General features: G+C 39.6%; 21 protein-coding genes, 1 pseudogene and 1 riboswitch. Of the genes and pseudogenes, 15 read left to right on the top strand and 7 right to left on the bottom strand.

The genetic code is table 11. The features are described from left to right. Window positions 1-129: 129 nt before the first annotated feature. Window positions 130-215, top strand: a riboswitch (cyclic di-GMP riboswitch). 131 nt (window positions 216-346) lie between these two features. Then, window positions 347-1,015, top strand: a complete 669-nt coding sequence (locus tag JCM10596_RS10190) for a PilZ domain-containing protein (RefSeq protein ID WP_025027045.1) — start codon at window positions 347-349, stop codon at window positions 1,013-1,015. Between the two features lie 50 nt (window positions 1,016-1,065). On the opposite strand, the gene JCM10596_RS10185 is transcribed toward JCM10596_RS10190, so the two are convergent. Next, entirely contained in the window at window positions 1,066-1,617 is a 552-nt protein-coding gene (locus JCM10596_RS10185; protein WP_025027044.1) for a YpiB family protein, read from the bottom strand. 475 nt (window positions 1,618-2,092) lie between these two features. Here JCM10596_RS10185 and JCM10596_RS10180 point away from each other — a divergent pair, with 475 nt between their 5' ends. The 4 genes from JCM10596_RS10180 to JCM10596_RS10165 all read left to right on the top strand — a co-directional run bounded on the left by JCM10596_RS10180 (window position 2,093) and on the right by JCM10596_RS10165 (window position 6,506). Further along, window positions 2,093-2,332, top strand: coding sequence for an AbrB/MazE/SpoVT family DNA-binding domain-containing protein (locus tag JCM10596_RS10180; RefSeq protein WP_025027043.1), 240 nt, complete (start codon window positions 2,093-2,095; stop codon window positions 2,330-2,332). An 82-nt stretch (window positions 2,333-2,414) separates the two neighbouring features. Beyond that, window positions 2,415-3,218: a hypothetical protein gene (locus tag JCM10596_RS10175; RefSeq protein WP_025027042.1), complete on the top strand. Its 804-nt coding sequence runs from the start codon at window positions 2,415-2,417 to the stop codon at window positions 3,216-3,218. Further along, window positions 3,215-4,990, top strand: coding sequence for a DNA helicase RecQ (gene recQ / locus JCM10596_RS10170; protein WP_025027041.1), 1,776 nt, complete (start codon window positions 3,215-3,217; stop codon window positions 4,988-4,990). The genes JCM10596_RS10175 and recQ overlap by 4 nt, the downstream gene beginning before the upstream one ends. Before the next feature lie 4 nt (window positions 4,991-4,994). Next, a complete protein-coding gene (locus JCM10596_RS10165) occupies window positions 4,995-6,506 on the top strand; it encodes an amidase (protein ID WP_025027040.1) in 1,512 nt (503 codons plus the stop codon). Here the strand turns inward: JCM10596_RS10165 and JCM10596_RS29750 are convergent. Beyond that, a complete protein-coding gene (locus tag JCM10596_RS29750; RefSeq protein WP_199900132.1) occupies window positions 6,460-6,612 on the bottom strand; it encodes a hypothetical protein in 153 nt (50 codons plus the stop codon). The two genes, JCM10596_RS10165 and JCM10596_RS29750, sit on opposite strands and share 47 nt — an antisense overlap. Window positions 6,613-6,848: 236 nt before the next feature. Here JCM10596_RS29750 and JCM10596_RS10155 point away from each other — a divergent pair, with 236 nt between their 5' ends. The 4 genes from JCM10596_RS10155 (at window position 6,849) to cntE (ending at window position 11,341) form a co-directional block, all read left to right on the top strand. Next, entirely contained in the window at window positions 6,849-7,472 is a 624-nt protein-coding gene (locus JCM10596_RS10155) for an NUDIX hydrolase (RefSeq protein ID WP_025027039.1), read from the top strand. 357 nt (window positions 7,473-7,829) lie between these two features. Continuing rightward, on the top strand, window positions 7,830-9,575 hold the full coding sequence (locus JCM10596_RS10145) for an aromatic amino acid hydroxylase (protein WP_025027038.1): 1,746 nt from the start codon (window positions 7,830-7,832) through the stop codon (window positions 9,573-9,575). A gap of 41 nt (window positions 9,576-9,616) precedes the next feature. Continuing rightward, window positions 9,617-9,925, top strand: a complete 309-nt coding sequence (locus tag JCM10596_RS10140) for a 4a-hydroxytetrahydrobiopterin dehydratase (RefSeq protein WP_025027037.1) — start codon at window positions 9,617-9,619, stop codon at window positions 9,923-9,925. 231 nt (window positions 9,926-10,156) lie between these two features. Beyond that, window positions 10,157-11,341 (top strand): staphylopine family metallophore export MFS transporter CntE, encoded by a 1,185-nt coding sequence (cntE, locus tag JCM10596_RS10135; protein ID WP_051541263.1) that lies wholly within the window; start codon window positions 10,157-10,159, stop codon window positions 11,339-11,341. 165 nt (window positions 11,342-11,506) lie between these two features. On the opposite strand, the gene JCM10596_RS10130 is transcribed toward cntE, so the two are convergent. Further along, window positions 11,507-12,967, bottom strand: coding sequence for a catalase (locus JCM10596_RS10130; RefSeq protein ID WP_025027035.1), 1,461 nt, complete (start codon window positions 12,965-12,967; stop codon window positions 11,507-11,509). A 242-nt stretch (window positions 12,968-13,209) separates the two neighbouring features. Here JCM10596_RS10130 and JCM10596_RS24865 point away from each other — a divergent pair. Further along, a pseudogene (locus JCM10596_RS24865) lies at window positions 13,210-14,096 on the top strand (LysR family transcriptional regulator). On the opposite strand, the gene JCM10596_RS10120 reads toward JCM10596_RS24865, so the two are convergent. Next, complete coding sequence (locus JCM10596_RS10120) at window positions 14,073-15,116, bottom strand: YeiH family protein (protein WP_025027034.1); 1,044 nt, start codon at window positions 15,114-15,116, stop codon at window positions 14,073-14,075. The pseudogene JCM10596_RS24865 and the gene JCM10596_RS10120 overlap by 24 nt on opposite strands. A 190-nt stretch (window positions 15,117-15,306) precedes the next feature. Here JCM10596_RS10120 and JCM10596_RS10115 point away from each other — a divergent pair, with 190 nt between their 5' ends. After that, window positions 15,307-15,585: a YokU family protein gene (locus JCM10596_RS10115; RefSeq protein WP_025027033.1), complete on the top strand. Its 279-nt coding sequence runs from the start codon at window positions 15,307-15,309 to the stop codon at window positions 15,583-15,585. 102 nt (window positions 15,586-15,687) lie between these two features. On the opposite strand, the gene JCM10596_RS10110 is transcribed toward JCM10596_RS10115, so the two are convergent. Continuing rightward, window positions 15,688-17,307: a glutathione ABC transporter substrate-binding protein gene (locus JCM10596_RS10110; protein ID WP_025027032.1), complete on the bottom strand. Its 1,620-nt coding sequence runs from the start codon at window positions 17,305-17,307 to the stop codon at window positions 15,688-15,690. Window positions 17,308-17,527: 220 nt separating this feature from the next. Here JCM10596_RS10110 and nikC point away from each other — a divergent pair, with 220 nt between their 5' ends. The 4 genes from nikC to JCM10596_RS10090 are packed head-to-tail and all read left to right on the top strand — an operon-like array spanning window position 17,528 to window position 21,412. Beyond that, a complete protein-coding gene (gene nikC / locus JCM10596_RS10105; protein WP_025027031.1) occupies window positions 17,528-18,427 on the top strand; it encodes a nickel transporter permease in 900 nt (299 codons plus the stop codon). Between the two features lie 18 nt (window positions 18,428-18,445). Next, a complete protein-coding gene (locus JCM10596_RS10100) occupies window positions 18,446-19,366 on the top strand; it encodes an ABC transporter permease (RefSeq protein WP_025027030.1) in 921 nt (306 codons plus the stop codon). A 32-nt stretch (window positions 19,367-19,398) separates the two neighbouring features. Continuing rightward, a complete protein-coding gene (locus tag JCM10596_RS10095) occupies window positions 19,399-20,430 on the top strand; it encodes an ABC transporter ATP-binding protein (RefSeq protein WP_025027029.1) in 1,032 nt (343 codons plus the stop codon). Beyond that, the gene (locus JCM10596_RS10090) at window positions 20,405-21,412 is read left to right on the top strand and encodes an ABC transporter ATP-binding protein (protein WP_025027028.1); all 1,008 of its coding nucleotides are present in this window, start codon (window positions 20,405-20,407) and stop codon (window positions 21,410-21,412) included. The genes JCM10596_RS10095 and JCM10596_RS10090 overlap by 26 nt, the downstream gene beginning before the upstream one ends. Before the next feature lie 137 nt (window positions 21,413-21,549). Here JCM10596_RS10090 and JCM10596_RS10085 read toward each other — a convergent pair whose 3' ends face one another. Both JCM10596_RS10085 and JCM10596_RS10080 read right to left on the bottom strand, forming a co-directional pair. Beyond that, on the bottom strand, window positions 21,550-22,467 hold the full coding sequence (locus tag JCM10596_RS10085; protein ID WP_025027027.1) for a pseudouridine-5'-phosphate glycosidase: 918 nt from the start codon (window positions 22,465-22,467) through the stop codon (window positions 21,550-21,552). Then, on the bottom strand, window positions 22,464-23,558 hold the full coding sequence (locus tag JCM10596_RS10080; protein WP_025027026.1) for a carbohydrate kinase: 1,095 nt from the start codon (window positions 23,556-23,558) through the stop codon (window positions 22,464-22,466). The genes JCM10596_RS10085 and JCM10596_RS10080 overlap by 4 nt, the downstream gene beginning before the upstream one ends. Window positions 23,559-23,703 lie beyond the last annotated feature (145 nt).

The raw sequence follows: 23,703 nt of genomic DNA, 5'->3' as shown, positions 1-23,703 counted from the left end.
ATATAGTAATGATAGCTTTGATTTAAACCTTGAAATACAAATGATTCAACAAATTTTTTCGAAAACGACAAAATAAGACACCCAAAAACAAAAAAATATAGTATAATGTAAAAAAGTAGTACAAATTATCTATGATAAAGGCAAACTTACTGAAAAGTAAGGACGCAAAGCTATGGGTCTAAGGTCACGATGACTATGATTGCCAGGTTGCCAAGAGGGATTATGCAATGAACCTCATTTTGGCATGGGGTTCATTTTTGTTTTTGTAAGATTATTGATGAATTGCTAAGATACTCATTTTTTGAAGGATTATTTAACATTATTCTAAAAAAGATAGGTGAAGAAGATGAATTTTGATCCAATGAATCGAAAAGTGGGGATAGCAGTATTGACAGGAAGTCAAGCGATGATGGAAAAAGATGGTTATGTCAACTCAGGAAATGTCGTCTATGCTGAAGGTGATCTGATCGAAATCACTTCTCTTCAGATTACACAATATAAGCTAGGAGATTATATTAAAGTCACTGTGTATTCTCCAAAAGGAATTGATACATTTTATACATCTGTAGTAGCGCGTACAACGAATTCCATTATTCTAATCTATCCTCCAGCAAATCAATTAAAATACGGTGAACTAAGAGAATTCCCTCGTATTCAAATCGAGGTGTCCGCTGTCATTAAAAGCCTGTATTCGAGCAGGACGCCTATTGATCCTCCTATTCAGATCATTATCGGGGATATCAGTTTAGGAGGAATAGGTTTCTCTACCTCAGCGGACTCTATTTTGACAGAGCGTTCTACAGCTTCTGTGGAAATTCAGCTTTCAGATAATTTCCCTTGTACAATTGAAATTGTCCGTCGGAGAGTGATGGGGAACCTAGCGACATTTGGTGCTAAATTTCTAAGAGTGCCTACTGATAAAATGAATATGCTACGAGGCTTTATCCTACGAACACGTATTGAAGGCTTGCTGATTGAAAAAGAAGAGGCAGCGAAAAACTTTAAGGTCATATAATGTGTATGAGGTAAAGTCGAGTAAAAAAAATCAAAGCTTGAAAATCTTCTCTAGTGATGATTTTCAAGCTTTTTAAGTTTTTGTACCAAACTCTCAAATAAAGCGGCATCTTTTAAATCGAGGGCCTCATCGATTTGTTGTTTAATCTTTTGTATTTCCTGTTCACGAAAGACCTTTTCAATAATGGCGTCAGCTTCTTTGGAGTACTTGTTGAATTGTTCATTCCGTCTTAAATTTTCCAGACCTGAATGTCCGACTAATTGCGTGTAACGTTGGTTTAACAACTTCCCATGAAAATGGAGAATAAGATACACTTTGTCAGTTGGATTCAGCATAAGGGATGTGAGTGCTTTAGAAACATCCTCTGTCTTACTCTCGGCATTATAAAATCGAAAACCTATTTCATCTGAATTCATACTAGAAATCACAATGCTACGTCCACTTACTTTGACTTTATTTGAAAAAGAAATGTTTTCTAGGATATGGTGATTTTTTAGGATGTATTCAAGAATGATTCGTGCATCTGTTCGTTTTAAGCGGTGTTGTTCAAGAAACCATTTTAAAAAACTGCGTTTTTCTGAGGTTGAAACCCATTTATTCATAAGCAACCACCTTAATTTTACTTCCGGCTACGAATCTATAAAGTAGACTTCTATCAAATGGAGTTTTTACTCCATATGATAGTTAGTCGTTCTTATCGGGGTCTTACCGACGGTTAGAACGTGATTAATATACCCTACTATTATACTAAAAAGAAAGAGAAATCACAAAGAAAGGGTATGTTATTCCATTTTTCCTAAATTAGGAGAAGGAAATTTCAAGAAAATGGAGAATCTAGAAATATGGAGAATCTAAAAATGTTTTATCTTGGTAATTAGATGAGAGGATGTGTATAGTGTAGCGGCAAATGGCACAATACCTGTTTTGGTTTGTGTCATTTATGCTGTAAAAAAGAATTGTGAAAGTAATTGGTAAATCAAATCAGTTGCATTTGTTTAGTGGTTCGAAATAATATAGACATATTGAAAAATTTTAGGCTAGATCAACATCTTATTAAAAAAAGAAGGAGTGATTAAAATGATCGTACGAAAAACAGATCAGTTAGGTAGGATTGTATTACCAAAGTCTACAAGAAAGCATTTTAATATTGATACAGGGGAGTCTCTCGAATTTTTTATTGATGCCAATAATCAAATTGTCTTGAGAAAATATAATCCGAGTTGCTCATTTTGTGATTCTTATGAGGACAATCTTATTTTTAAAAATAAAAATCTATGCAGAACCTGTGTAAGTGAAATAAAGGAAATAAAATCATAGTGTGAATAGCCTCCGTATTACCTAATGTGCTACTATTAAAGAAGTGATTATCATTCTCAGATAATAGGTAAGGAGGCTACTCATGAATCGAGAAACTGATTTTTATGAAAAGAAATTATTCTGTATGCTTGGCTCTAGCAAAAAATTTGCGAATCAAGTCGTAGGCTCACGTTTTTTTGCAGGAGGACTTGATCAGATCTTTGAACATTATGCTGGTATATTGGATACAGATCAACATAGGGTAGTAGGTTCTTTTTTTTCAGATTGGTATGTGTGGTTATGCTCATCCTTTTTTTATGAATTAAGTCATCACGATCACATCATGGATTTTTCCTTCGACAATATTGCTTTGCAATACGAGGGGAAGTCATTCCTTTTTCAAGTAATAGATGCTTCTAGAGGTAAAGCAATCTCTCCGGAAGAAAATCGTGAGGATGCTATCAGAGAGGCGCTTAGGCTTATCTTTGCCGGACATATAAAGAAAGTATTTGATTACACAGTCGAAATAACAGGGATAGATCCAGGAACTCAGTGGGCAACCGCTTCAAGCTCCTTGCACTATATGTATGAAGCATGGATTAGAGATACCGATCAACCAGAGCTACAAGCGAAATTAAAGAATGATTTACACTATATGACAGCAGAGGCTGATGCTGAACTGTTTGGGCTGACTCGAAGAAATCCATTGCGAATGAAATTTCGCTGGATACCCGATGCCTACGAAGAGGGTCAGTTGGTCAGAATGAAAAACAAATGCTGTCTTCATTATTTATTGCATCAGGGAAAAGGGTCATATTGTTATACGTGCCCCTCGCTCTCCGAAGAGGAGCGTGAGAAAAGAAGAGTTGAAATACAGGAAAAAAGGAAGCTGGAGGCTTTAAAATGATCGAAAAAGCAGAGGAGCTGCTTCAAAAAATCTATGGCTATTCCTCATTCAGAACAGGGCAGCAGAATATCATCGAGAATATCTTAGCCGGAAATAACACGCTTGGAGTGATGCCAACAGGAGGAGGAAAATCGATCTGCTATCAGATTCCAGCCCTGCTTTTTGAAGGAATCACTTTAGTGATCTCGCCGCTGATTTCCTTAATGAAGGACCAAGTAGATACTTTAAGAGAAATGCAAATCGAAGCAACCTATATTAATAGTTCGTTATCGGCTCTAGAAGTGAGAAGCAGAATTGCTCAGCTTGCAGATGGGAAGGTCAAACTGCTTTATGTTGCTCCTGAACGATTTGAATCGAAAGAATTCGTTGGCTTAATGAAAGAGCTCCGACTTTCGATGGTTGCCATTGATGAGGCTCATTGCATGTCACAATGGGGGCATGATTTTAGACCCAGCTACAGAGCAATAGGTTTCTTTCTTTCACAATTGGATCAGCAGCCTTACATCAGTGCCTTTACAGCGACTGCTACTCCAGAAGTCATAGAAGACATCTGCACCCTTCTTGCTATTGATACGGAGGATGTCTATGTAACAGGATTTAAGCGAGAGAATCTCGCCTTTTCTGTGTTAAGGGGTGTAAGTAAGAGTGATTTTTTGAAGGAATATTTACAAATCAATCAGAATCAGTCGGGAATTATTTATACTGCTACGAGGAAAGATGTAGATTTGCTCTATGACTATTTTTCTAGTAAAGGGTATTCGGTAGGAAAATACCATGCAGGACTAGGTGAAGAAGAGAGAAAGAGCTATCAAGAAAAATTTCTATATGATGATTGCAAAATTATTTTTGCCACCAATGCTTTTGGGATGGGAATTGATAAGTCCAATGTGCGGTTTGTGATTCATTATAATATGCCAAGAAATTTAGAGGCTTACTATCAGGAGGCGGGAAGAGCAGGACGTGATGGAGATCCGAGTGAATGCATCCTGCTATATAATCCAAGAGATGTTCAACTTCAGAAATATCTGATCGAACAAAGTGCTTTAACACCGGAACGCAAAAGTCAAGAATACCGCAAGCTGCAACAAATGAATGATTACTGCTATTCACAGCGCTGTCTACAGTCTTATATTACCAGCTATTTTGGAGAGGACATTGCCGATGAGTGTGGAAAGTGCAGCAATTGTAAGGATGACTTTGAAAAGGTAGATATCACGGTTGAAGCGCAGAAGATTTTCTCTTGTATTCGTCGCATGAATGAAAGATTTGGTAGTACTCTTGTAGCTAAAGTCTTAAAAGGCTCCAAAGATAAAAGAGTCTTAGACTTTCAGTTTCATAAGCTCCCTACTTACGGTTTGATGAAAAAACAAACAGAAAAAAGCATAGTTGAGATGATCAATATGCTTGTAGCTGAGGGGTATTTAAGCCTTACCGAAGGAGAGTTTCCTGTTGTGAAATTGACTCCATCGGTACTTCCTGTTCTAAAAGGGGAAGAACAAGTATTTCAAAGAGTGAAGAAGCAATACGAAACCGTTGTAGAAGATAATGAACTATTTGAACAGCTGCGACAATTACGACGAGATGTAGCTGCTCGTGAGCAAGTACCACCTTATATTGTTTTTGCGGATAGTACGTTGCGCGAGTTAAGTCAACAGTGCCCAACCACAAGAGCAGACATGTTACGGGTAAAAGGGGTAGGGGAAGCCAAATTCGAGAAGTATGGGTTTGAGTTTTTGCAAGAGATTATTAAGTACCAAGAAAAAAGAGGGTGATTTCTTGTCTTCATTTTTTTATCAAAACTATGATGGTCTCGGATTGGCAGAGCTTATCAAAAGCAGACAGATACAAGTACATGAATTGCTTGAGGAAGTGATTAAGTTCATTGAACTTGAGAATCCCAAGATCAATGCAGTGGTGAATAAGTTATATGATCAGGCTAGAAAAAATGCAGATCATTTCCCTCAGGGGACTTTTGCAGGAGTCCCTATTTTATTGAAGAATAGCGCTCAGGAAATCGAAGGAGAGCTTATTACCTCGGGATCAAGGGCATTGCAGAATTACCGTTCAAAAAGAGATGCAGAGTATGTCAGACGAATAAGAAAAACGGGTGCGATCATCCTCGGTCAGACCAATGTCCCTGAATTTGGACTGATGGGGATAACGGAACCTGTTCTCTATGGTCCGACTCGAAATCCTTGGAATATAGACTATACTCCTGGTGGATCAAGCGGAGGTTCAGGTGCAGCGGTCGCAGCGGGAATGGTTCCTATCGCTGGAGCGAACGATGGAGGAGGCTCTATTAGAATTCCTGCCGCATACTGTGGGTTATTTGGCTTGAAGCCAACACGGGGACGCACTCCCATTGGACCTCATTATGGCAGGCTATGGCAGGGTGCAGCCGTTGAGCATGTGGTGACGAGAACGGTTCGAGATTCGGCGGCGATGCTAGATGAACTAAAAATATACGAGAAAGCGGCTGCTTTTCATACCCCTCATTTTCTAGAATCCTATCTTGATTATGTGGACAAACCATTAGATAAACAAATAAGAATTGCCTTCAGTATGAAATCTCCGATCGGAACCGAAGTCCATCCTGAATGTCAGAAGGCGGTCATGAATACGGTTCGTTTACTAGAATCCATGGGATATGAGGTAGAGGAGAAGGAGCCAAATATTGATGGAAGGAAGCTTGCTTATAGCTATCTGACCATGTATTTTGGTGAAGTAGCTTCAGCGATCGCTTCTTTGGAGGAGGTATTGGGCAGAAAAGCGAAAGTATCAGATGTAGAGCCCAAAACATGGCTATTAAAGCTTTTGGGCAAGGCAACAACGGCTGAAGAATATGTGCTTAGTCTAAAAGAATGGGATAAAGCAGCGTATGAGATGGAGTGTTTCCATGAACGCTATGATTTCTATATGACTCCTACCACCGCTTTTCCTCCGTTAAAGATTGGAGAAAGTGAATCTCCTCCTATGGAGAAGGTCGTGATCCAATGGGTCAATTATTTGGGTCTAGGGGGGATGATGAAGAAGATAGGCATGGTTGAACAGATTGCTAACAAGAGTCTAATGCTGATGCCTTTCACTCAATTAGCCAATCTGACAGGACAACCTGCCATGAGCGTCCCGTTACATCAGACAGAAAATCATTTGCCCTGTGGCGTACAATTTATGGCTGCCAAAGGAAGGGAAGAACGGTTAATCCAATTAGCAGCTGAATTAGAACAAACAGAGAATTGGATTAAGCCAGTTCATCTAACTCGAGGAGATCATACTTCTCCCAACTGATAAAATGATCCTTCCATTTTACCTGACATAAACGGTTATCGACTTTGATCACCACTCCCTTTGTACCATCTAATGTGTAGACTACTGTATCTCCAATGTTAAACATACAAGAACCTCCTTTTCTTTGTTTTCTTTCCTTTCAATTAGGTTTATTGGCATTATGCCATAGATGATAGTCAGTGGAATAGAAAGTGGAATATTATCTGACACACAATTTTAGGAATAGAGTATGGTTAAGGAAATAACTATACAGGATCTTGACTAAACAGTAAAATAGGAGAGGGAGTTTCTAAAACAATGAAACTTCCTCTTCTTTTCAATTTACTAGTTGGAGGGAGTAATATGAATCTTGAAGTGATCAAGGCTGCACTTTCTCAGCATCAGCCTGCGATGATGGGGATAGAAAAATGTAAGAAGTATGCAGTTCTCATTCCTTTGATTGAAATAAATGGAGAAGTGCATATCCTTTTTGAAATTAGAGCGGAGTCGTTACGCAGACAACCGGGAGAGATTTGTTTTCCTGGAGGTAAAGTGGACACGACAGATAACAATGAACAGTTTACGGCATTAAGAGAAACCTCTGAGGAATTAGGGATCTCGATAGATCATATCAGGAATCTGTTTCCATTAGATTATTTGCTGACTCCCTTTGGAAGCATCATATATCCATTTGTCGGAACGATTGTTTCTCCAGAAGAAATAGCTCCCAATGCTACAGAAGTATCTGATATCTTTACAGTACCCCTACACTTCTTTCTAACAAAACCACCTGAATCTCATAAAATATACTTTAAGGTTGAACCAGAGGCTGATTTTCCCTTTGACTCAATCCCAGGAGGAAGAGAATATAAGTGGCAAGCTAGAACCTTACATGAACTTTTTTATTATTTTGAGGATAAAGTGATTTGGGGTTTAACGGCTAGGATTTTAAAACATTTTATTGAAGTGATTGAAAATAGAAGTTAACAACCATTGTACTGGATACGAAGGAGAGAGTATTTAACATGTATATTTTTTTTGTTCTATTAGTGACTGCGTATGCCTTTTATCTTCGCTTCTATATACCTGAAGGCATTACAAGGATTCTTGACCCTATTTTATTTGTTTTCCTCATCTATTTATTGATTAAAGAGTTTAGGTATTTTAAGTCTAAGAAGGACCAGAAAAAGTAGAGGAGTCCTTTCATTCTCTAAAATGCTTGGACTAGAATAAGTACAGATAATTCGAAATAATTTTATTATTGCCCCTCTTGCTAGAAGTGTGAATAGATTTGATATAATAGAGATGGAAGGTTGTGACAATCACTTATATGGGAGGGTTTTCATGGGCAATTTAGTTGAAAAGAACATTCCTAGGCATCTGAAAAAATGGATTGTTGATCAAAATTATCAAAAGTACTCACCAATTGACCAAGCAGTTTGGCGATATGTTATGAGGCAGAATCACAATTTCTTAAAGGATGTAGCACACGAGAAATTTACCACAGGACTTGTTGATTCAGGGATACGTATCGAATCGATTCCTAACGTGGAAGAAATGAATGAGTGTATGTCACCTTTTGGCTGGGGAGTCGTCAATATAGACGGATTTATTCCTGCTATCGCTTTTTTCAGTTTTCAATCTCAGGGCATTTTACCCGTCGCTTCAGAAATCCGCAGTCTAAAGCATATTCTCTATACCCCAGCGCCGGATATTATCCATGAGGCGGCAGGTCATGCACCGATTTTGTGTGATGAGAAGTACTCTGAGTTTGTTAAACTATTCGGAACAATCGGTTCTAAGGCGATTGCTACTAAAGAGGAGCATGAAGTTTTTGAAGCAGCTAGAGCTTTATCCAACATGTTGGAATTAGGGTCGGCTTCCGATGAAGAGGTTGAGGCAGCGAAGAAGACACTGGAAGAAAAAACAAAGCAGGTCGTGGCAGTTTCTGAGGCAGAGCAAATTGCTCGCTTTTATTGGTGGACTGTTGAATTTGGAATGATCGGAGATGTAAACAACCCGAGAATTTATGGGGCTGGTCTTCTTTCCTCCATTGGTGAAAGCGCTAACAGTTTGACGGATAAGGTCAAAAAGCTACCGTTCGACTTAGAAACGGTCATTAATACGGGATTTGATATTACTGTACAGCAGCCTCAATTATTTGTGTGTGAGAGCTTCGAGCAGTTAATTGATGCGGTTCATGAATTTTCTGAGCGAATGGCATATAAGCGAGGAGGAACAGAAAGCTTAGATAAAGCGATCCATTCTGGTTCTACAGCAACCATGGTGTACAGTTCAGGGCTACAGGTTTCTGGTACCTTAACGGATATTGAAAAAGATGCTACAGGAGAAGCCTTCTATCTTAAGACAACGGGACCGACGACCCTAGCATTTGATCATGCAGAGCTAGAAGGGCATGGAAAAGATCGACATTTTCATGGCTTTGGTTCACCTATAGGAAAATTACAAAATGAAGCGAAACCAATTGAAGATTTTAGTGATGAAGATCTTCAACGTCACGGAATCGAAATAGGGAAAAAGACAAAGCTTTCCTTTGAAAGTGGAGTCCAATTAGTTGGTGAAACCGCTAGTATTCTTAAAAGAAATGGGAAAATAGTAATTATTACCTTTACTGATGTGACTGTAAGCTATGGTGAGCGAGCGCTCTTTCAGCCTGAATGGGGAGAGTATGATATGGCAGTAGGAGAGTCCATTATCTCGGTTTTTGGCGGAGCTGCTGATCCTGAGAAATTTTATAATAGTGAGGAAGATGTGCAGCCAGAATTGAAATCGTTACCAAAAAGAGAATATTCCAAGCTAGAGGCTTTGTATGGTAGCGTACGAGAAATGCGAGAGAAGGATGTGTTTGGTAAAGATGAGGAAGAGCGAATTCAGCAAGCCTTCCATGATCTTGAGCAGGAGTTTACTAATGATTGGCTTCTTCGTTTAGAAATTTATGAACTGTTACAACATCACCAATCCTTGCCAGATATTCAGAACAAACTATTGCAGGATTTGAATGATTTGAAGGGAAAGAGTGAAGAATGGAACAGCTTAATCAATAACGGATTAAGATTGGTTGCAGGATAAGGGAGAAGATCAGTTTAGAACCATTGTTAGGAGGGGAAGAAGTGGAACGAAATGAAAAGCTTCCGATTGAGGTTGTTCAAGAAAAAGTAGCTGAGCTACAGGGCTGGGATCTAGTAGAGGAGAAATGGTTAACCAAAAAGTACCGGTTCCGTTCTTATCTTAACGGAATCGCCTTTGTTAATGAAATTGCCACACTATCCGAGGATGTGAATCATCATCCGTTTATATCCATTGATTATTTGGTTGTAACTATTAAATTATCCTCCTGGGCGGCAAAAGGAGTTACAGAATTGGATTTCCACCTCACCGAACAATATGATAACCTCTATGAGAATATACTTGGTAAATAATTAACAAAGGCTCCTAGATAAGGAGCCTATAAAAAGAACAGCCTTTCTCTGTGGTCATAGTGCAGAGAGAGGCTGTTTTCTAAATTCTTTACAATTTTTCATAATTGTGCTTAAATCTATATTGATAATAATAATCATTACGAAGTGAAGTGGTTTTACCCATCTCGTTAAGGATTTTACGACAAAGAAAGGATTGAATGTATCATAAAAACAAGTCCACTCTCAATAAAAATGCTGCAATTATATGCACTAGCGCTTTTTTTCTTTACAGCAAATGCTGTCTTGACTGTCATTTTCCCTTTACAGGCAGCCGAGCATGGTTATAGGGAAGGTGAAATTGGTATCATGATGGGACTGTACATGTTTGTATGTATGGTATTACGCCCTTGGGCAGGTCAATTGATTGCCAAGTATAGCGTATTGAACATCATGAAATGGTTATTAGCAGGGCATGCGTTCGCCTTGCTTTTATATGTTTGGCTAGGGGTGGAGAGCTTATATATCGTCCGTGCACTGCAAGGTGTTGTGACGGCATTTTTTTCGATGGCTATGCAAATTGGAGTCGCCACGATTTTGCTAGATAAAGATAGAGGACAAGGAATGTCCATGTATTCTTTATCTACTGTTCTGCCGGGCTTATATGGGCCTGCCTTAGCGCTTTTACTTTGGACTCAATATGATCATCTTTATTTATTACTTTTGATTGGCGTCTTAGCAGTGCTCCCCCTTTTATTTGTATTTGGCTCTCCGTTACCAGCCATAAAAGAGGAAAAGGGTATGTTTACTTTTCGTGAAATGATTCCTGCGTTCAAGGACGCATGTCGATATCGAGGATTAATTGTTTCTGCTTTTGTCATGCTCCTCGGTGCAAGTGTTTTTGGCGCCATTTCAACCTTTTTACCTTTGTATATGATAACAACAGGGTATGGTAATCCAGCACTATATTTATTTTTACAGGCTATTGTTGTGGTGGTAAGTCGATTTTTACTTAGAAAATCGATTCCTTCTGATGGCAAATGGCATCCAGGCTTTATGTCAATTGTCTTAGTAAGTTCGGTTATTGGAACAACCTTATTGGTATACATGCCCCATTTAGGTCACTTTCTTTATATATCAGCTATATTTAATGGGGTGGCTTCAGCGATGCTGTATCCTACAATCATCACGTATATGTCCTTTGCTATTCCAAAAGAAACCAAGCATATCTTACTCGGTGTTTTTCTTGCTTCCTATGATTTAGGTTTTGCCCTTGGAGGATTTGGCATGGGATTTGTTATCCAAATTAGTTCTTTTTCATCCATGTTTGCCACATGTTCAATGATTGGTCTTGCTGCCATTGCTTACATTTGGCTAAAACGAAAGGAAACGGATGTCATTTTCATAGATGAGGATGTCGTTTCTTATAAGAAAGGGTAAAAAATAGGAGTGGAGCATCGCCATGACTCTTTTTTGTCTATATCTATATCTATATCTATATAAACATACCACCGTTCAAGTATTTGGACGGTGGTATGTTTGTTTAAGTTTGTAACACTAAACAACTTTATTCTTATTAACTTGAACATGTCTTCAATAGTAGGATTAGGATCGACCTATGTGTTTCAGATATGGAGTGATATCTACTTTTAAGCTGTCTGCCAAACGTTTACCAAGCTCTTCATCAGCACGATAAAAATTACAGATGGCAAGTAATACGGTTTGCTCGGATACTGATTGTAGATCGGCTGATAAGTTGCGAATGACAGCCTCTTGCTCTGTTGGACTATAACGGCGCCATACCTGACCTGCTTGACCAAAGTCATTTGTTTTACTAATTTTTTGACGTCCTGCAGAGCCATGGAGTGGTGAGATAGAATCCTTGTAAGCTGGATCTTCTTTTGGAGTATCCTGATAACGGTTGGGTTCATAATTGATGTGACTATTTTGCTGCTTAATTGGCATTGAACCATCTCGTTGGTTGTTATTTACTTGTGCGAATGGGCAGTTGATTGGTAATTGCAGATAATTTGTTCCTATACGATAGCGTTGAGTATCAGAGTAGGAGAAGAGGCGACCTTGTAACAGTTTATCTTCAGATGGTTCAATACCTGGTACAACGACTCCTGGGTTAAATCCTACCGATTCCGTTTCAGCAAACACATTTTCAGGATTACGATTTAGAGTCATCGTTCCCACAAATTGAGATGGAATATCTTCCTCAAACCAATCTTTTGTAGGGTCAAGGGGATCAAAATCAAAGGAGTCCAGATCAGTTGGATCAAGAATCTGTACATATAAATCCCATTCAGGGAATTGACCCTGTTCGATCGCGTCATATAGATCTCTGCTTGCATGGTTGAAATCATGTGCCTGAATAGCAGCCGCTTCTTCCATAGTTAAATTCTTGATTCCCTCTTTTGGAAGCCAGCGTAGCTTTGTATAAACCATATTTCCATACTCATTAATCCATTTAAAAGCGTGCACGCTCGAACCGCGCATATGACGGTAGGTTGCTGGAATCCCTTCATCCGAGAAAAGATGAAGCAGCATATTAGTAGATTCGGGAGTAAGGGACATGAAATCCCAGTAACGATCCGCTCCTTGAATATTGTTTCGCGGATCAGGCTTAAGTGAATGGACCATGTCAGGAAACTTCATTGCATCACGGATAAAGAAGACAGGCAGGTTATTTCCTACAAAATCATAGTTCCCTTCTTCGGTGTAAAATTTAACGGCAAATCCACGAGGATCTCGTAAGGTTTCAGGTGAATGCTGTCCATGAACAACCGTTGAGAAACGTACAAAAACAGGTGTTTCTTTCCCTGATTCTTGAAGAAAGGCTGCTTTTGTAAATTTTTTCATGCTATTCGTTACTTTAAAAACACCATGTGCCCCCGCTCCACGAGCATGAACGACACGTTCAGGTACACGTTCTCGATCAAAATGAGCTAGTTTCTCTAGTAGCTGATAATCTTCCAGTAGGGTGGGTCCTCGTTCACCTGCGGTTCTCGAATTTTGATTATCTCCAATAGGTGCACCTTGATTTGTTGTTAATTTTTTCATGTGTAATTCCTCCTCATTATGGCAGTAAACAAATAAGTAGAGTTTGTATTAATTACTTATTTATAATAATTATTATTTAGTTATAAATACATTTTATATTGGTTTTTGCCAACAGTCAATAGTTAAATTATAATTATTATAAAGAAGAGTTCTATCAGATGGAGTTTTTCCTTCACCTGACGCTTAGAACGAGATAAAAAATATAACGAATCTAATTTTGGAACGAATGAAAGGTGATCATTATGATTGTGGATTCATTAAAGATATTTGTTACGGTTGCGGAACAAAAAAACTTCTCCAAGGCGGCACAGCTTCTACATATTTCTCAGCCGGAGTGAGCCTGCACATTCAAAATCTAGAGAGGGAATTTAGGACAAAGCTGATTCACAGAACCTCAAAGCAAGTGAAGCTTACTCAGGCTGGAGAGATTCTCTATGATGGAGCGAAAAGAATGCTGCAAATTTACGAAGGAGCAAAGCAAGAGATTGATCTTCTTCAAAACATAGTAAAGGGAACCATTAAGATAGGAGCAAGCTATACATTAGGAGAATACTTACTTCCCAGGCTTCTTGCGGAATACACCAGCCTGTATCCTATGGTCGATATTGAGGTAGCTATTGCGAACACGGAGGAAATTATGCAGAAAGTGAAAAGCAATGAGCTAGATATAGGCTTGGTGGAAGGTGAGGTGCAGCACAAAGATGTGCTTAGTAGAGATTTTATGACAGACGAGATGATTTTGATTGTACCGAATCAGCATCCTTTAGCCAGCAAGACACGTGTTTCGATTCAGGATTTACAGGATCAAGTGTGGGTTCTTCGTGAGCAAGGCTCTGGTACAAGAGCGTATAGCGATCATTTTCTTCAGGAGTATAAGATTGAGATGCAGCGTTCTTTTGTTTTTAGTAGCAGTCAAGGTGTGAAAGAGGCGGTTGCTGCTGGTTTAGGGATCGCCATATTATCTCATTGGATTGTGCGGAAAGAAATAGCATATGGGGAACTGCACGCTCTAAAGTGGGCAGATAAAAAATTAGAGCGTCAGTGTATGATCCTTCAAAAGAAGGAGACTGTGGAATCGAAGGCACTCGAAATATTTATGCAGCATTTAGCCCAGATAGCAGATGAATAGAAAGGTCATGATGGCGAGAAAAACGGAGCCTATTAGAACCGCAATCACCGTTCGTAGCCCGTTTCTAACAAGAGTCACCAGATCAATCCCTAAGCCTAGAGCGACCATGGACATAGCAAGGAATAAATAAGAGAGAAAAACAATCATAGATTCAATCTCAGTAGGAATAATTCCAATAGAGTGCAGGAGGCTGACCCCTATAAAGCCGAATACATACCAAGGGACATCAAGTGTAATAGGAGAAGGTTTCTTCTGTTGCTTCCGCTCCATTCTCCCAAATAAAACGCCTACGATCAAAGAGATAGGGACGAGCATGGCAACTCTAGTTAATTTGACAAAAACGGCTATATCTTCTGAATGTTCACCTGCAGGAGCAGCAGCTGCAAGGACATTAGCCATTTCATGCAGTGTGGCACCAGCAAATATTCCGTAGATAGCAGGACTCCATGAGGTATAAGGATAGACCAAAGTGTAAAGAAGGGTAAACAAGGTTCCCACTACGGCGACGGTCACTGTTCCGGTGAGGATCTCATTTTGTTTCGCCCTAATTTGAGAGGCGATAGCAAGAATAGCTGCTGCTCCACAGATCGCTGTTCCGCAGGCAATTAGAATGGAAAGCTTGTTTTCAATCTTCAACCATCTGGAAATGAAATAGACAATTAAAATGGTAGCAAGCACGTTGAACATAACTAGGAGCCAGAGCTCCAGTTTGACATGAACCAGCTTAGAATAGTCAAAACGAATACCGAGAAGCACGATTCCTAAGCGAAGAAGCTGTTTGCTGGAGAAAGAGATTCCAGGGTTCAGCACTAATGGTAATGGCACTAGGGCTTTCCACGCTATTCCTAAGAAAATAGCGATTACCATCGCTCCCATGACTTTGATATAGGGGAGAAGGGCAAGGGCTTGAGCGATCCCCGCTAAAAGTAAAGTGATCATCAGACCTAGAAAAAAGTGTAGGATTTGCTGCTGCTTCCAATGAGCCGTTTTATTTTTTATTTGTGTTGGATGGTAGAGCATGATTCTTTTATTTCCTTTCCGAGGATTCTTACTGTTCACTTTAGCGATTTGTAAGCTGGAAGGGAAATACCGATTTTTAATCCTAACAATATAAAATACTTATAGTTGCATCACTTCATAGCTCTCTATGCTATAATAAATGAAAAAGAAAGACATAAGCAGACGATACTGAACAATAGGAGGGATCGTAGTGATCTGTATTTGGTGTGATCAAGAAGGGGCACAGGAAACGGTAAAGGATTGTATCTGGATAGAGCCTGGTGGTGCATTTAACATTGTAGTGAAAGAAGTCCCTGCTATTGATTGTCCTACATGTAAAGATGTGTATCTAGAGGATGAAATGACGGAAGAAGTAGAGGAAGCTTTAAATAGTGTGGATTTGTCTAGTTTGGGAACGGAATTCACCTATGAAAAATTAATGGTATCTCCACGATTAAGTATTTTTGAATTATATAAAAGTGCAAAATAAGGGTCTGTGAAGGCTCTTTTTTTATTTGGACTTAAATGGACAGTGATAACTAAATAAAAGCGAATCTAGGATAGAATCTAGATCCGCTTTAATTTTGAACCATTATTTAGTTAGTGATACGTTTTGAAGCTGGAAGATACCACCACTGTTAACTCTAAAGCCTTTTACTTCGCTGCGTACACCATTTAGGTATTCTTGATGGTGGATGTACAGCATTGGAGCAAGCTCAACAAGCTTTTCTTGCGCTTGTCTGTAGTATTGTTTACGAGCATCTTGATCTGCTTCTTGACGACCCTTATCTAATAGCTCATCTAACTCAGCATCCTTTAAGAACGTACGGTTACCAGCTGCTCCGAAGTTGCTGGAATGGAATAAAGCATACATTGCATAATCGGCATCAGCTGTTGGAGTAGACCATCCAAGGATAAACATATCATGGTTTCCGTTAGCTGTGTTCTCTAAATACGCACCCCACTCAAGAACTTCTACCTTTACGTCAATACCAATTTCAGAAAGCTTAGATTGAGCATATTCAGCGATTTGAATACGTTGCGGGTTGTCATTAGTCCAAATTGTTGTAGAGAAACCATTTGGATGACCAGCTTCTGCTAATAATTCTTTTGCCTTATCTACATCGTAAGGAATTGGAGTTACAGACTCATCATGACCGAATACTCCAGGAGCAACAGGACCAACGGCTGGGATTCCAGTCCCTTCATAAATTCCGTTAATGATATCATCTTTGTTTAAAGCCATTGAAATAGCTTGACGAACTTTTACGTTATCGAACGGCGCTTTTTGCGCGTTGAATCCAATATAAGATAAGCTGGTACTTGTTTGACGGTTTACTGAAGCATCAGCAAAATTATCTACACGGTTGATATCGCTAGGCTGAACAGGATCTGCAATATGAGCATAGCCAGTTTCAAGCTCAGAGATACGAGTTAAGCTTTCGTTAACTACTTTGAATGTAACGCTATCTAGTTTTGCTTTTTCTCCCCAATACTCTTCGTTACGAACTAATTTAACTTGCTCACCAGGAGTCCAGCTATCGAATTTAAAGAAACCGGTTCCAACTGGAGTTTGAGCAATCGCAGTTCCAACATTTTCGCCTGCAGCCATTTTTTCGTAGTCCGCTTTAATGGATTCCAAGCTGATCATGCCACCACCATTATGTGCTAAGTGAGCGGGCAGTGGAGCGAATGGATACTCTGTTTTGAATTGAACAGTATAGTCATCTACCACAACAACTTCATTAATCATTGCGAAAAGGAAGGCACGCTGTGAAGCAACTTCTGGATCTAAAATACGATCGATGTTAGCCTTAACCACTTCTGCTGTGAAATCAGAGCCATCGTGGAACTTAACTCCTTCACGAAGCTTAAACTCCCAAGTAGTGTCATCAACTTGAGTCCATTCTGTAGCCAACCTAGGTTGAAGTTCACTATTTTCATCAAGAACAACAAGTCCTTCATAAATATTGTAAGCTACATTACTGGAAGGAATGTCGTTTGAGCTATGAGGGTCTAAAGAAACCGCATCTGATAACCAAGCGATAATAAGATCTCCACCAACTGCCTCTTCTGTAACGTCTCCTGTGTCTGCGCCATCTTGTTCTGGTGTTGGCTCAGTTCCTTGATTAGCTCCGCCACATGCTGCTAGAAGCAATGAAAGAAGCAACACGAAGCTAATGAACCACATGGATTTTTTAGTTTTTACCATTTGTAAAATCCCCCTTCTAAGTATAAAAATTTATTCTTTATGCTGTATTTTATAGTAATACTAAAGTTTTATGTAGCTTTTTATTAGCTGGTAGAAAATTTAGTCTATAAAAATACAACACAATTTATTATACTATTATTAGATTTAAAATTGAAATAGAAATATTTCAAAATATTTGTTAAATCGAAAAAATTAATTTTGAACTGAAAGGATGCATGCAATGAGTAATCAAGATGTAAACGCACTAGCAGAAAAGGATTCTCGCTCAACTCATAAGCGAAGTTCAGGATGGAGAGCTTTTTATAAGAAATTGAGCAGGAATAAAGCAGCACTCATTGGAGGATATCTTATCTTATCATTCATCCTCATCGCGATTTTTGGACCACTGCTAACACAACATGATCCGACGAAGGTGAACTATTCGATAAAATTGTTATCTCCTTCAGCTGAACATTGGTTCGGGACTGATCATAATGGTCGCGATGTCTTTACTCGTATTGTCCACGGGATGTCCATTACTCTCTGGGTAGGCTTTCTTTCCGTTATGGTTGGAGCAATAGTTGGAATTCCACTTGGTATTTTCTCAGGGTATTATGGAGGTAGAGTTGATTCCCTTATTATGCGTCTGATGGATATTCTCTTAGCTTTTCCAGGAATTTTGCTTGCCTTAGCCCTTGTAAGCGTTCTCGGTGGAAGCTTAACGAATGTGGTTATTGCTGTTGGAATATTCTCCGTTCCTGCTTTTGCTCGGATTGTCCGAGGCTCAACCTTAGCAGCTCGAAAGCTTGAGTATATCGATGCTGTTCGCGCATTGGGTTCCAGTGATATGCGTATTATATTTAAGCATATTCTTCCCAATATTTTATCCCCTATTATAGTACAAGCCACGTTAAGAATTGCTACCGCGATTCTTACAGCAAGTGCTCTTTCATTTTTAGGTCTAGGAGCACAGCCTCCAACACCAGAATGGGGAGCTATGCTAAGTGATGGGCGCAGCTATATGTTTGATCATCCGCATGTAGCATTATACCCAGGCTTAGCTATTGTTATAGTTGTATTGGCATTTAATATCTTCGGTGATGGATTAAGGGATGCGTTAGATCCAAAAATGAAAAAATAGAAAACGAGGTGCAAGATATTGCTTAAATATATTATTCGCAGATTGATTCAAACTATACCTGTTGTTATAGGAGTAACGATCTTGGTATTCTCCCTAATGCACCTGATTCCAGGTGATCCAGCACAGATTATTGCGGGAGAAAGTGCTCCACCAAAACAAGTAGAGCAATTACGAGAAAAGCTTGGTTTAAATGACCCTTTACACATTCAATATTTCACGTATATGGGCAATATTTTAAAGGGTGACTTAGGTCAATCGATTCGAAGCAGCCGCCCTGTATTAGATGAGATTAAACACAGGTTTTGGATTACGGTGGAACTTGCCATCTATAGTACGATTTTAAGTGTCTTTTTAGGACTGATCGCTGGAATTGTTTCGGCAGTACGTCATTATACAGTTTCCGATGTTACTCTTATGATTATCGCGTTGTTTGGTTTATCCATGCCTAACTTCTGGTTAGGATTGATGCTAATAAAATACTTTGCTATTGACTTATCATTAGTCCCGCCATCGGGCTGGGGAACTTGGCAGCAAACGATTCTCCCTGTGATCACGTTAGGAACGGCTGGAGCCGCCATTATTGCTAGGATGACTCGTGCCAGTATGCTAGAGGTCATTACACAAGATTATATTCGTACTGCCCGTGCTAAGGGAGTTAGTGAACGTGTCGTTATTTATCGTCATGCATTAAAAAATGCGCTTATTCCGGTTGTAACTGTAGTTGGTCTTGAGTTCGGTGCGCTTCTTGGAGGTACGGTCATTACGGAATCCGTTTTCGCTATTAATGGAATGGGTCGCCTTATTATCGAATCCATTAGAGCAAGGGATTTTCCAATCGTTCAAGGAACGGTATTGATTTTGTCCTTATTATTCGTTCTTGTTAACTTAGCTGTGGATATATCCTATCGTTATCTCAATAAGCGAATTGATCTTAACTAATCGAAGTTTAAACAGAGAAGAGGTGCAGTTCATTGAAAAATAGAGAATCTATTCTTGAAATAAAAAACCTACAGACCTCCTTTTTCACTGAAGATGGGGAAGTAAAAGCTGTAGATGGAGTAACGTTACACGTGCCGAAGGGGCAGACTCTAGGCGTGGTAGGGGAGTCTGGGTCAGGGAAAAGTATCATGTCCCTTTCGATCTTACGCTTGATCCAAAAGCCCGGTAAAATCGTTGGCGGTCAAATTTTATTTAATGGTCAAGATTTGGTGACAAAGAAAGAGAAGGAAATGCGCAAAATACGTGGGAATCAAATTTCGATGATTTTCCAAGAGCCGATGACCTCTCTAAATCCTGTCTACACTGTAGGAGAACAAATTGCTGAAGCTGTTCAAGTTCATCAAAATTTAAATAAAAGAGATTCTATGGCCAAGTCAGTAGAGATGCTTAAGCTTGTTGGAATTCCATCTCCAGAAAAAAGAGTTCATCAATATCCTTTTGAGCTATCTGGGGGAATGAGGCAACGTGTGATGATTGCAATGGCACTTGCTTGTAATCCTGACCTGCTGATCGCTGATGAACCAACTACCGCTCTAGACGTGACGATTCAAGCGCAAATCCTAGAGCTGATCAAAGAGCTTCAACAAAAATTAGACATGTCTGTCATTATGATTACTCATGATTTAGGTGTTGTGGCGGAAACTTGTGATTACGTTGCTGTTATGTATTGCGGGAGTGTAGTAGAATATTCAGATGTGCAGACGTTATTCTCTAATCCCAAACATCCTTATACGGTCGGCTTGTTGAATTCTTTACCGCGACATGACATTGACCAAGATGAGCTTGAAGCGATTAAGGGATCAGTGCCAAGCCCAACAGAAATGCCAAAAGGTTGTCGATTTGCTCCCCGTTGTCCGCATGCTAGGGATATCTGTATAGATCGTCTTCCTGAGTTAACAAAAGTTGATGAACAGAGTCAAATCAGATGCTGGATTTATACGGATGAATGGAAAGATCAAGGGGAGGTGAATCTTCAAAGTGAAGAAAGAACTATTGAAGGTTAAAGGACTAAAGCAATATTTCCCGATTAAGGGCGGATTTTTAGGGCGTACTGTGAATCATGTCAAGGCAGTTGACGATATTTCCTTCCATGTGAATGAAGGGGAAACAGTAAGTATTGTAGGAGAATCTGGATGTGGTAAGTCAACAACAGGTCGAGCGATTCTGCGTTTAGATGAACCTACATCTGGTGAAATTATTTTTGACGGCAAGGATTTACTTGCTCTAAATAAGCGTGAAATGAGAAAAAAACGTAAGGATTTACAGATCATATTCCAAGATCCATATGCTTCTATCAATCCTCGTCAGACGGTTGTTCAGGTGCTGGTGGAGGCAATGGAGATTCAAAACATTGTTCCCAAGTCTGAACGTCGAGAAAGAGCTATCGAGCTTCTAGAAACAGTAGGGCTTAAACCTTATCAAGCAGATCGATATCCTCATGAATTTAGTGGAGGGCAAAGACAGCGGATTGGAATTGCACGTGCCTTATCGCTCAATCCTAAGCTGATCATTTGTGATGAAGCGGTATCTGCCTTAGACGTTTCGATTCAGGCGCAAGTGTTGAATTTGTTGAAGCAATTACAACGTGATTTTCAGCTCACTTATTTATTTATTTCTCATGATTTGGGAGTTGTTCGTCATATTTCGGATCGAATTATTGTCATGTATTTAGGAAGAATTGTAGAGATCGCAGATAAGAAATCTCTTTTTGATAACCCGCAGCATCCTTATACAAAGGCACTTCTATCTGCCATTCCGATTCCTAATCCGGAAAAGAAGAAGGAGCGTATGATCTTAAAAGGAGATGTCCCTTCGCCGATCGATCCACCAAGTGGATGCAGATTTCATACAAGATGTCCTTTTGCCACGGATAAGTGTAAGGAAGAGGTTCCTGAGCTTAGATCAGCGAGTTATATGACCCAAGATCATCAGGTAGCCTGTCATTATTTTGAAGATATTCATGCTGGGAAGATAACAGCTAATTAACTAATACTACAAGTACAAGAAAGCAAGTTATTGAGGGGTAAAAATAAAAAGGGAAGAGTTTCCTCTTCCCACGATCAAACAAGAACGGCTCTTGAACAGAGTCGTTTTTGTTTTTCTATTCTATTTTACAGGTACCCTTATTTGCGAACTTGCTTTAAAGCAACAGCAATTTGCGCGGCTACCTTCGCGTTATGATTAACTAGAGCAATATTTGTTTCTAAGCTTTTTCCTTGAGTCATTTCTTTAATTTTGGCTAGGAGAAATGGAGTCACTTTCTTTCCTGTAATTCCATTCTCTTGAGCTTCTTTCAGGACTTTGAGAATGATGGACTCCATTTCAGTGAAAGGAAGGGCATGCTCCTCGGGAACAGGGTTCGCGATAACTAAACCACCCTTTAACTCTAGCTTCCACTTGGTATCCATAACTTTAGCAATTTCTTGAGCAGTATCGATCCGATAATCTACAGAAAAATCACTTTCGCGAGAGTAGAAGGAGGGGAAGGTGTCACATTGATAACCTACAACAGGAACCCCATGCGTTTCTAAATATTCAAGCGTTCTTCCTAGATCAAGAATGGATTTAGCTCCTGCACATACAACTGCTACGTTGCTTTGAGCTAATTCTGTTAGATCGGCTGAAACATCCCAAGTGATTTCTCCCTCACGATGAACACCTCCAATACCGCCAGTAGCAAAGACTTCAATTCCAGCAAGCTCTGCGGCAATCATGGTCCCTGCAACGGTAGTGGCTCCAATTTTTCCTGTTGAAAGAATATAGGGGAAGTCACGGCGACTTACTTTTTCCACGGATTGATTGGTGGCAAACTCTTCAAGCTCACTGTCATTTAATCCTATTTTGATTTGACCATTCATAATCCCTAGGGTCGCTGGAACAGCTCCGTTATCACGAATGATTTTCTCAACTGTTTTTGCCATTTCAATATTTTGTGGGTAAGGCATTCCATGTGAAATAATAGTGGTTTCTAATGCCACGATAGGTAAATTATTTTCTCGTGCATGTTGAACCTCTTCCGTAAATGATAAGTATTCTTTCATGATGAAAACTCCTTTACAATTTCATATAGTTTTGTTGGTTGTAATAATGGTGAAACGGATTCTGCTGATTGAAGGGTGAGGCGGGCGGCAGCTAGCCCCAACCGACATGAAGTAGAAAGAGTTTCTTGCTGGACCAAGCCATAGATGACCGTTGCTGCGAAGGCATCACCAGCGCCCGTTACATCGACTACATCTGCTTGATAGGGCAGAAGATGACCCGTTTCATCAGTAGAGGAATAGTAGATGCCTTGTTCACCTAAGGTAATGATCACGTTCTTCACTCCACGCTCATGAATCTTTTGGCTAGCTAACGCACAATCCTCTACAGAATCGATTTTAGTTCCTGCTAGTAGTTCTGCTTCCTCTCGGTTGGGAAGAATCAGTTCAACTCCAGCTAAGTCAGCTGGAAGCTTACTCGCTTTGGCAGAAGATACAGGGTCAATGAAGAGGCGTATGTTCTGCTCTTTAGAACGCATAATAAGAAGGCTAAGACACTCTTGAGGGATGTTGGTATCGAGAAAAATAGCTTCTGCTGCTTTTATACTAGCCCAATGATCCTCGAAAAATTGTGTTGTTATTTTTTCATAGATGTTCATTTCCGCCATCGATACAAGCATTTCTCCATCTACATCAATCAGGGCAGTGTATGTACCTGTCCTTTCCGTTGGCATAAGCCATACCTTACTGACGTCAATACCAAGAGTTTTAGTTTGTTCGATGAGCCACCTTCCTTCTTTATCCTCTCCAACAGCCGTCATTAAGGAAGGGTGACATCCTAAACGACTAAGGTTCTCTGCAACATTCCGAGCGACTCCACCGCAAGATTCGCTAGTGGTAACAGGGTTGGAGGAATAAAGTCGAGCCTTTTGTGTTGTTTTCGCCTTCCGGTCAATATTTGCTCCGCCAATACAAATAATGGAGGATTCTTCTTTTAACACATAGGCTCTGCCTTTGATCTCGCCTCGTCGGGTTAAAGAAGAGATATAGTTTGCAACTGCCGAACGAGAGAGTCCTACCTTCGATGCTAGATCTTGTTGTGAGATATAGGGATTCATTTTGATATGATGTAAAATCAGTTGTTCAATATCCAAGGAATAGACCTCCTTTCTAAACAAAAGTTTATAATATAAACAAGTGTTTGTAAAGTGTCAGATTTGTTAATAAAAAAAAGGATGAGTACCTATCAATAAATTGAGTAGGTTTCATCCTTTGCTTTATGGCTATTTTTCTACAGGG

Source organism: Caldalkalibacillus mannanilyticus JCM 10596, from assembly GCF_000615945.1.
Lineage (GTDB): Bacteria > Bacillota > Bacilli > Caldalkalibacillales > JCM-10596 > Bacillus_AT > Bacillus_AT mannanilyticus.
The sequence above is the reverse complement of the archived record's forward strand: the minus strand, read 5'-3'. Positions and strand labels throughout refer to the sequence as shown.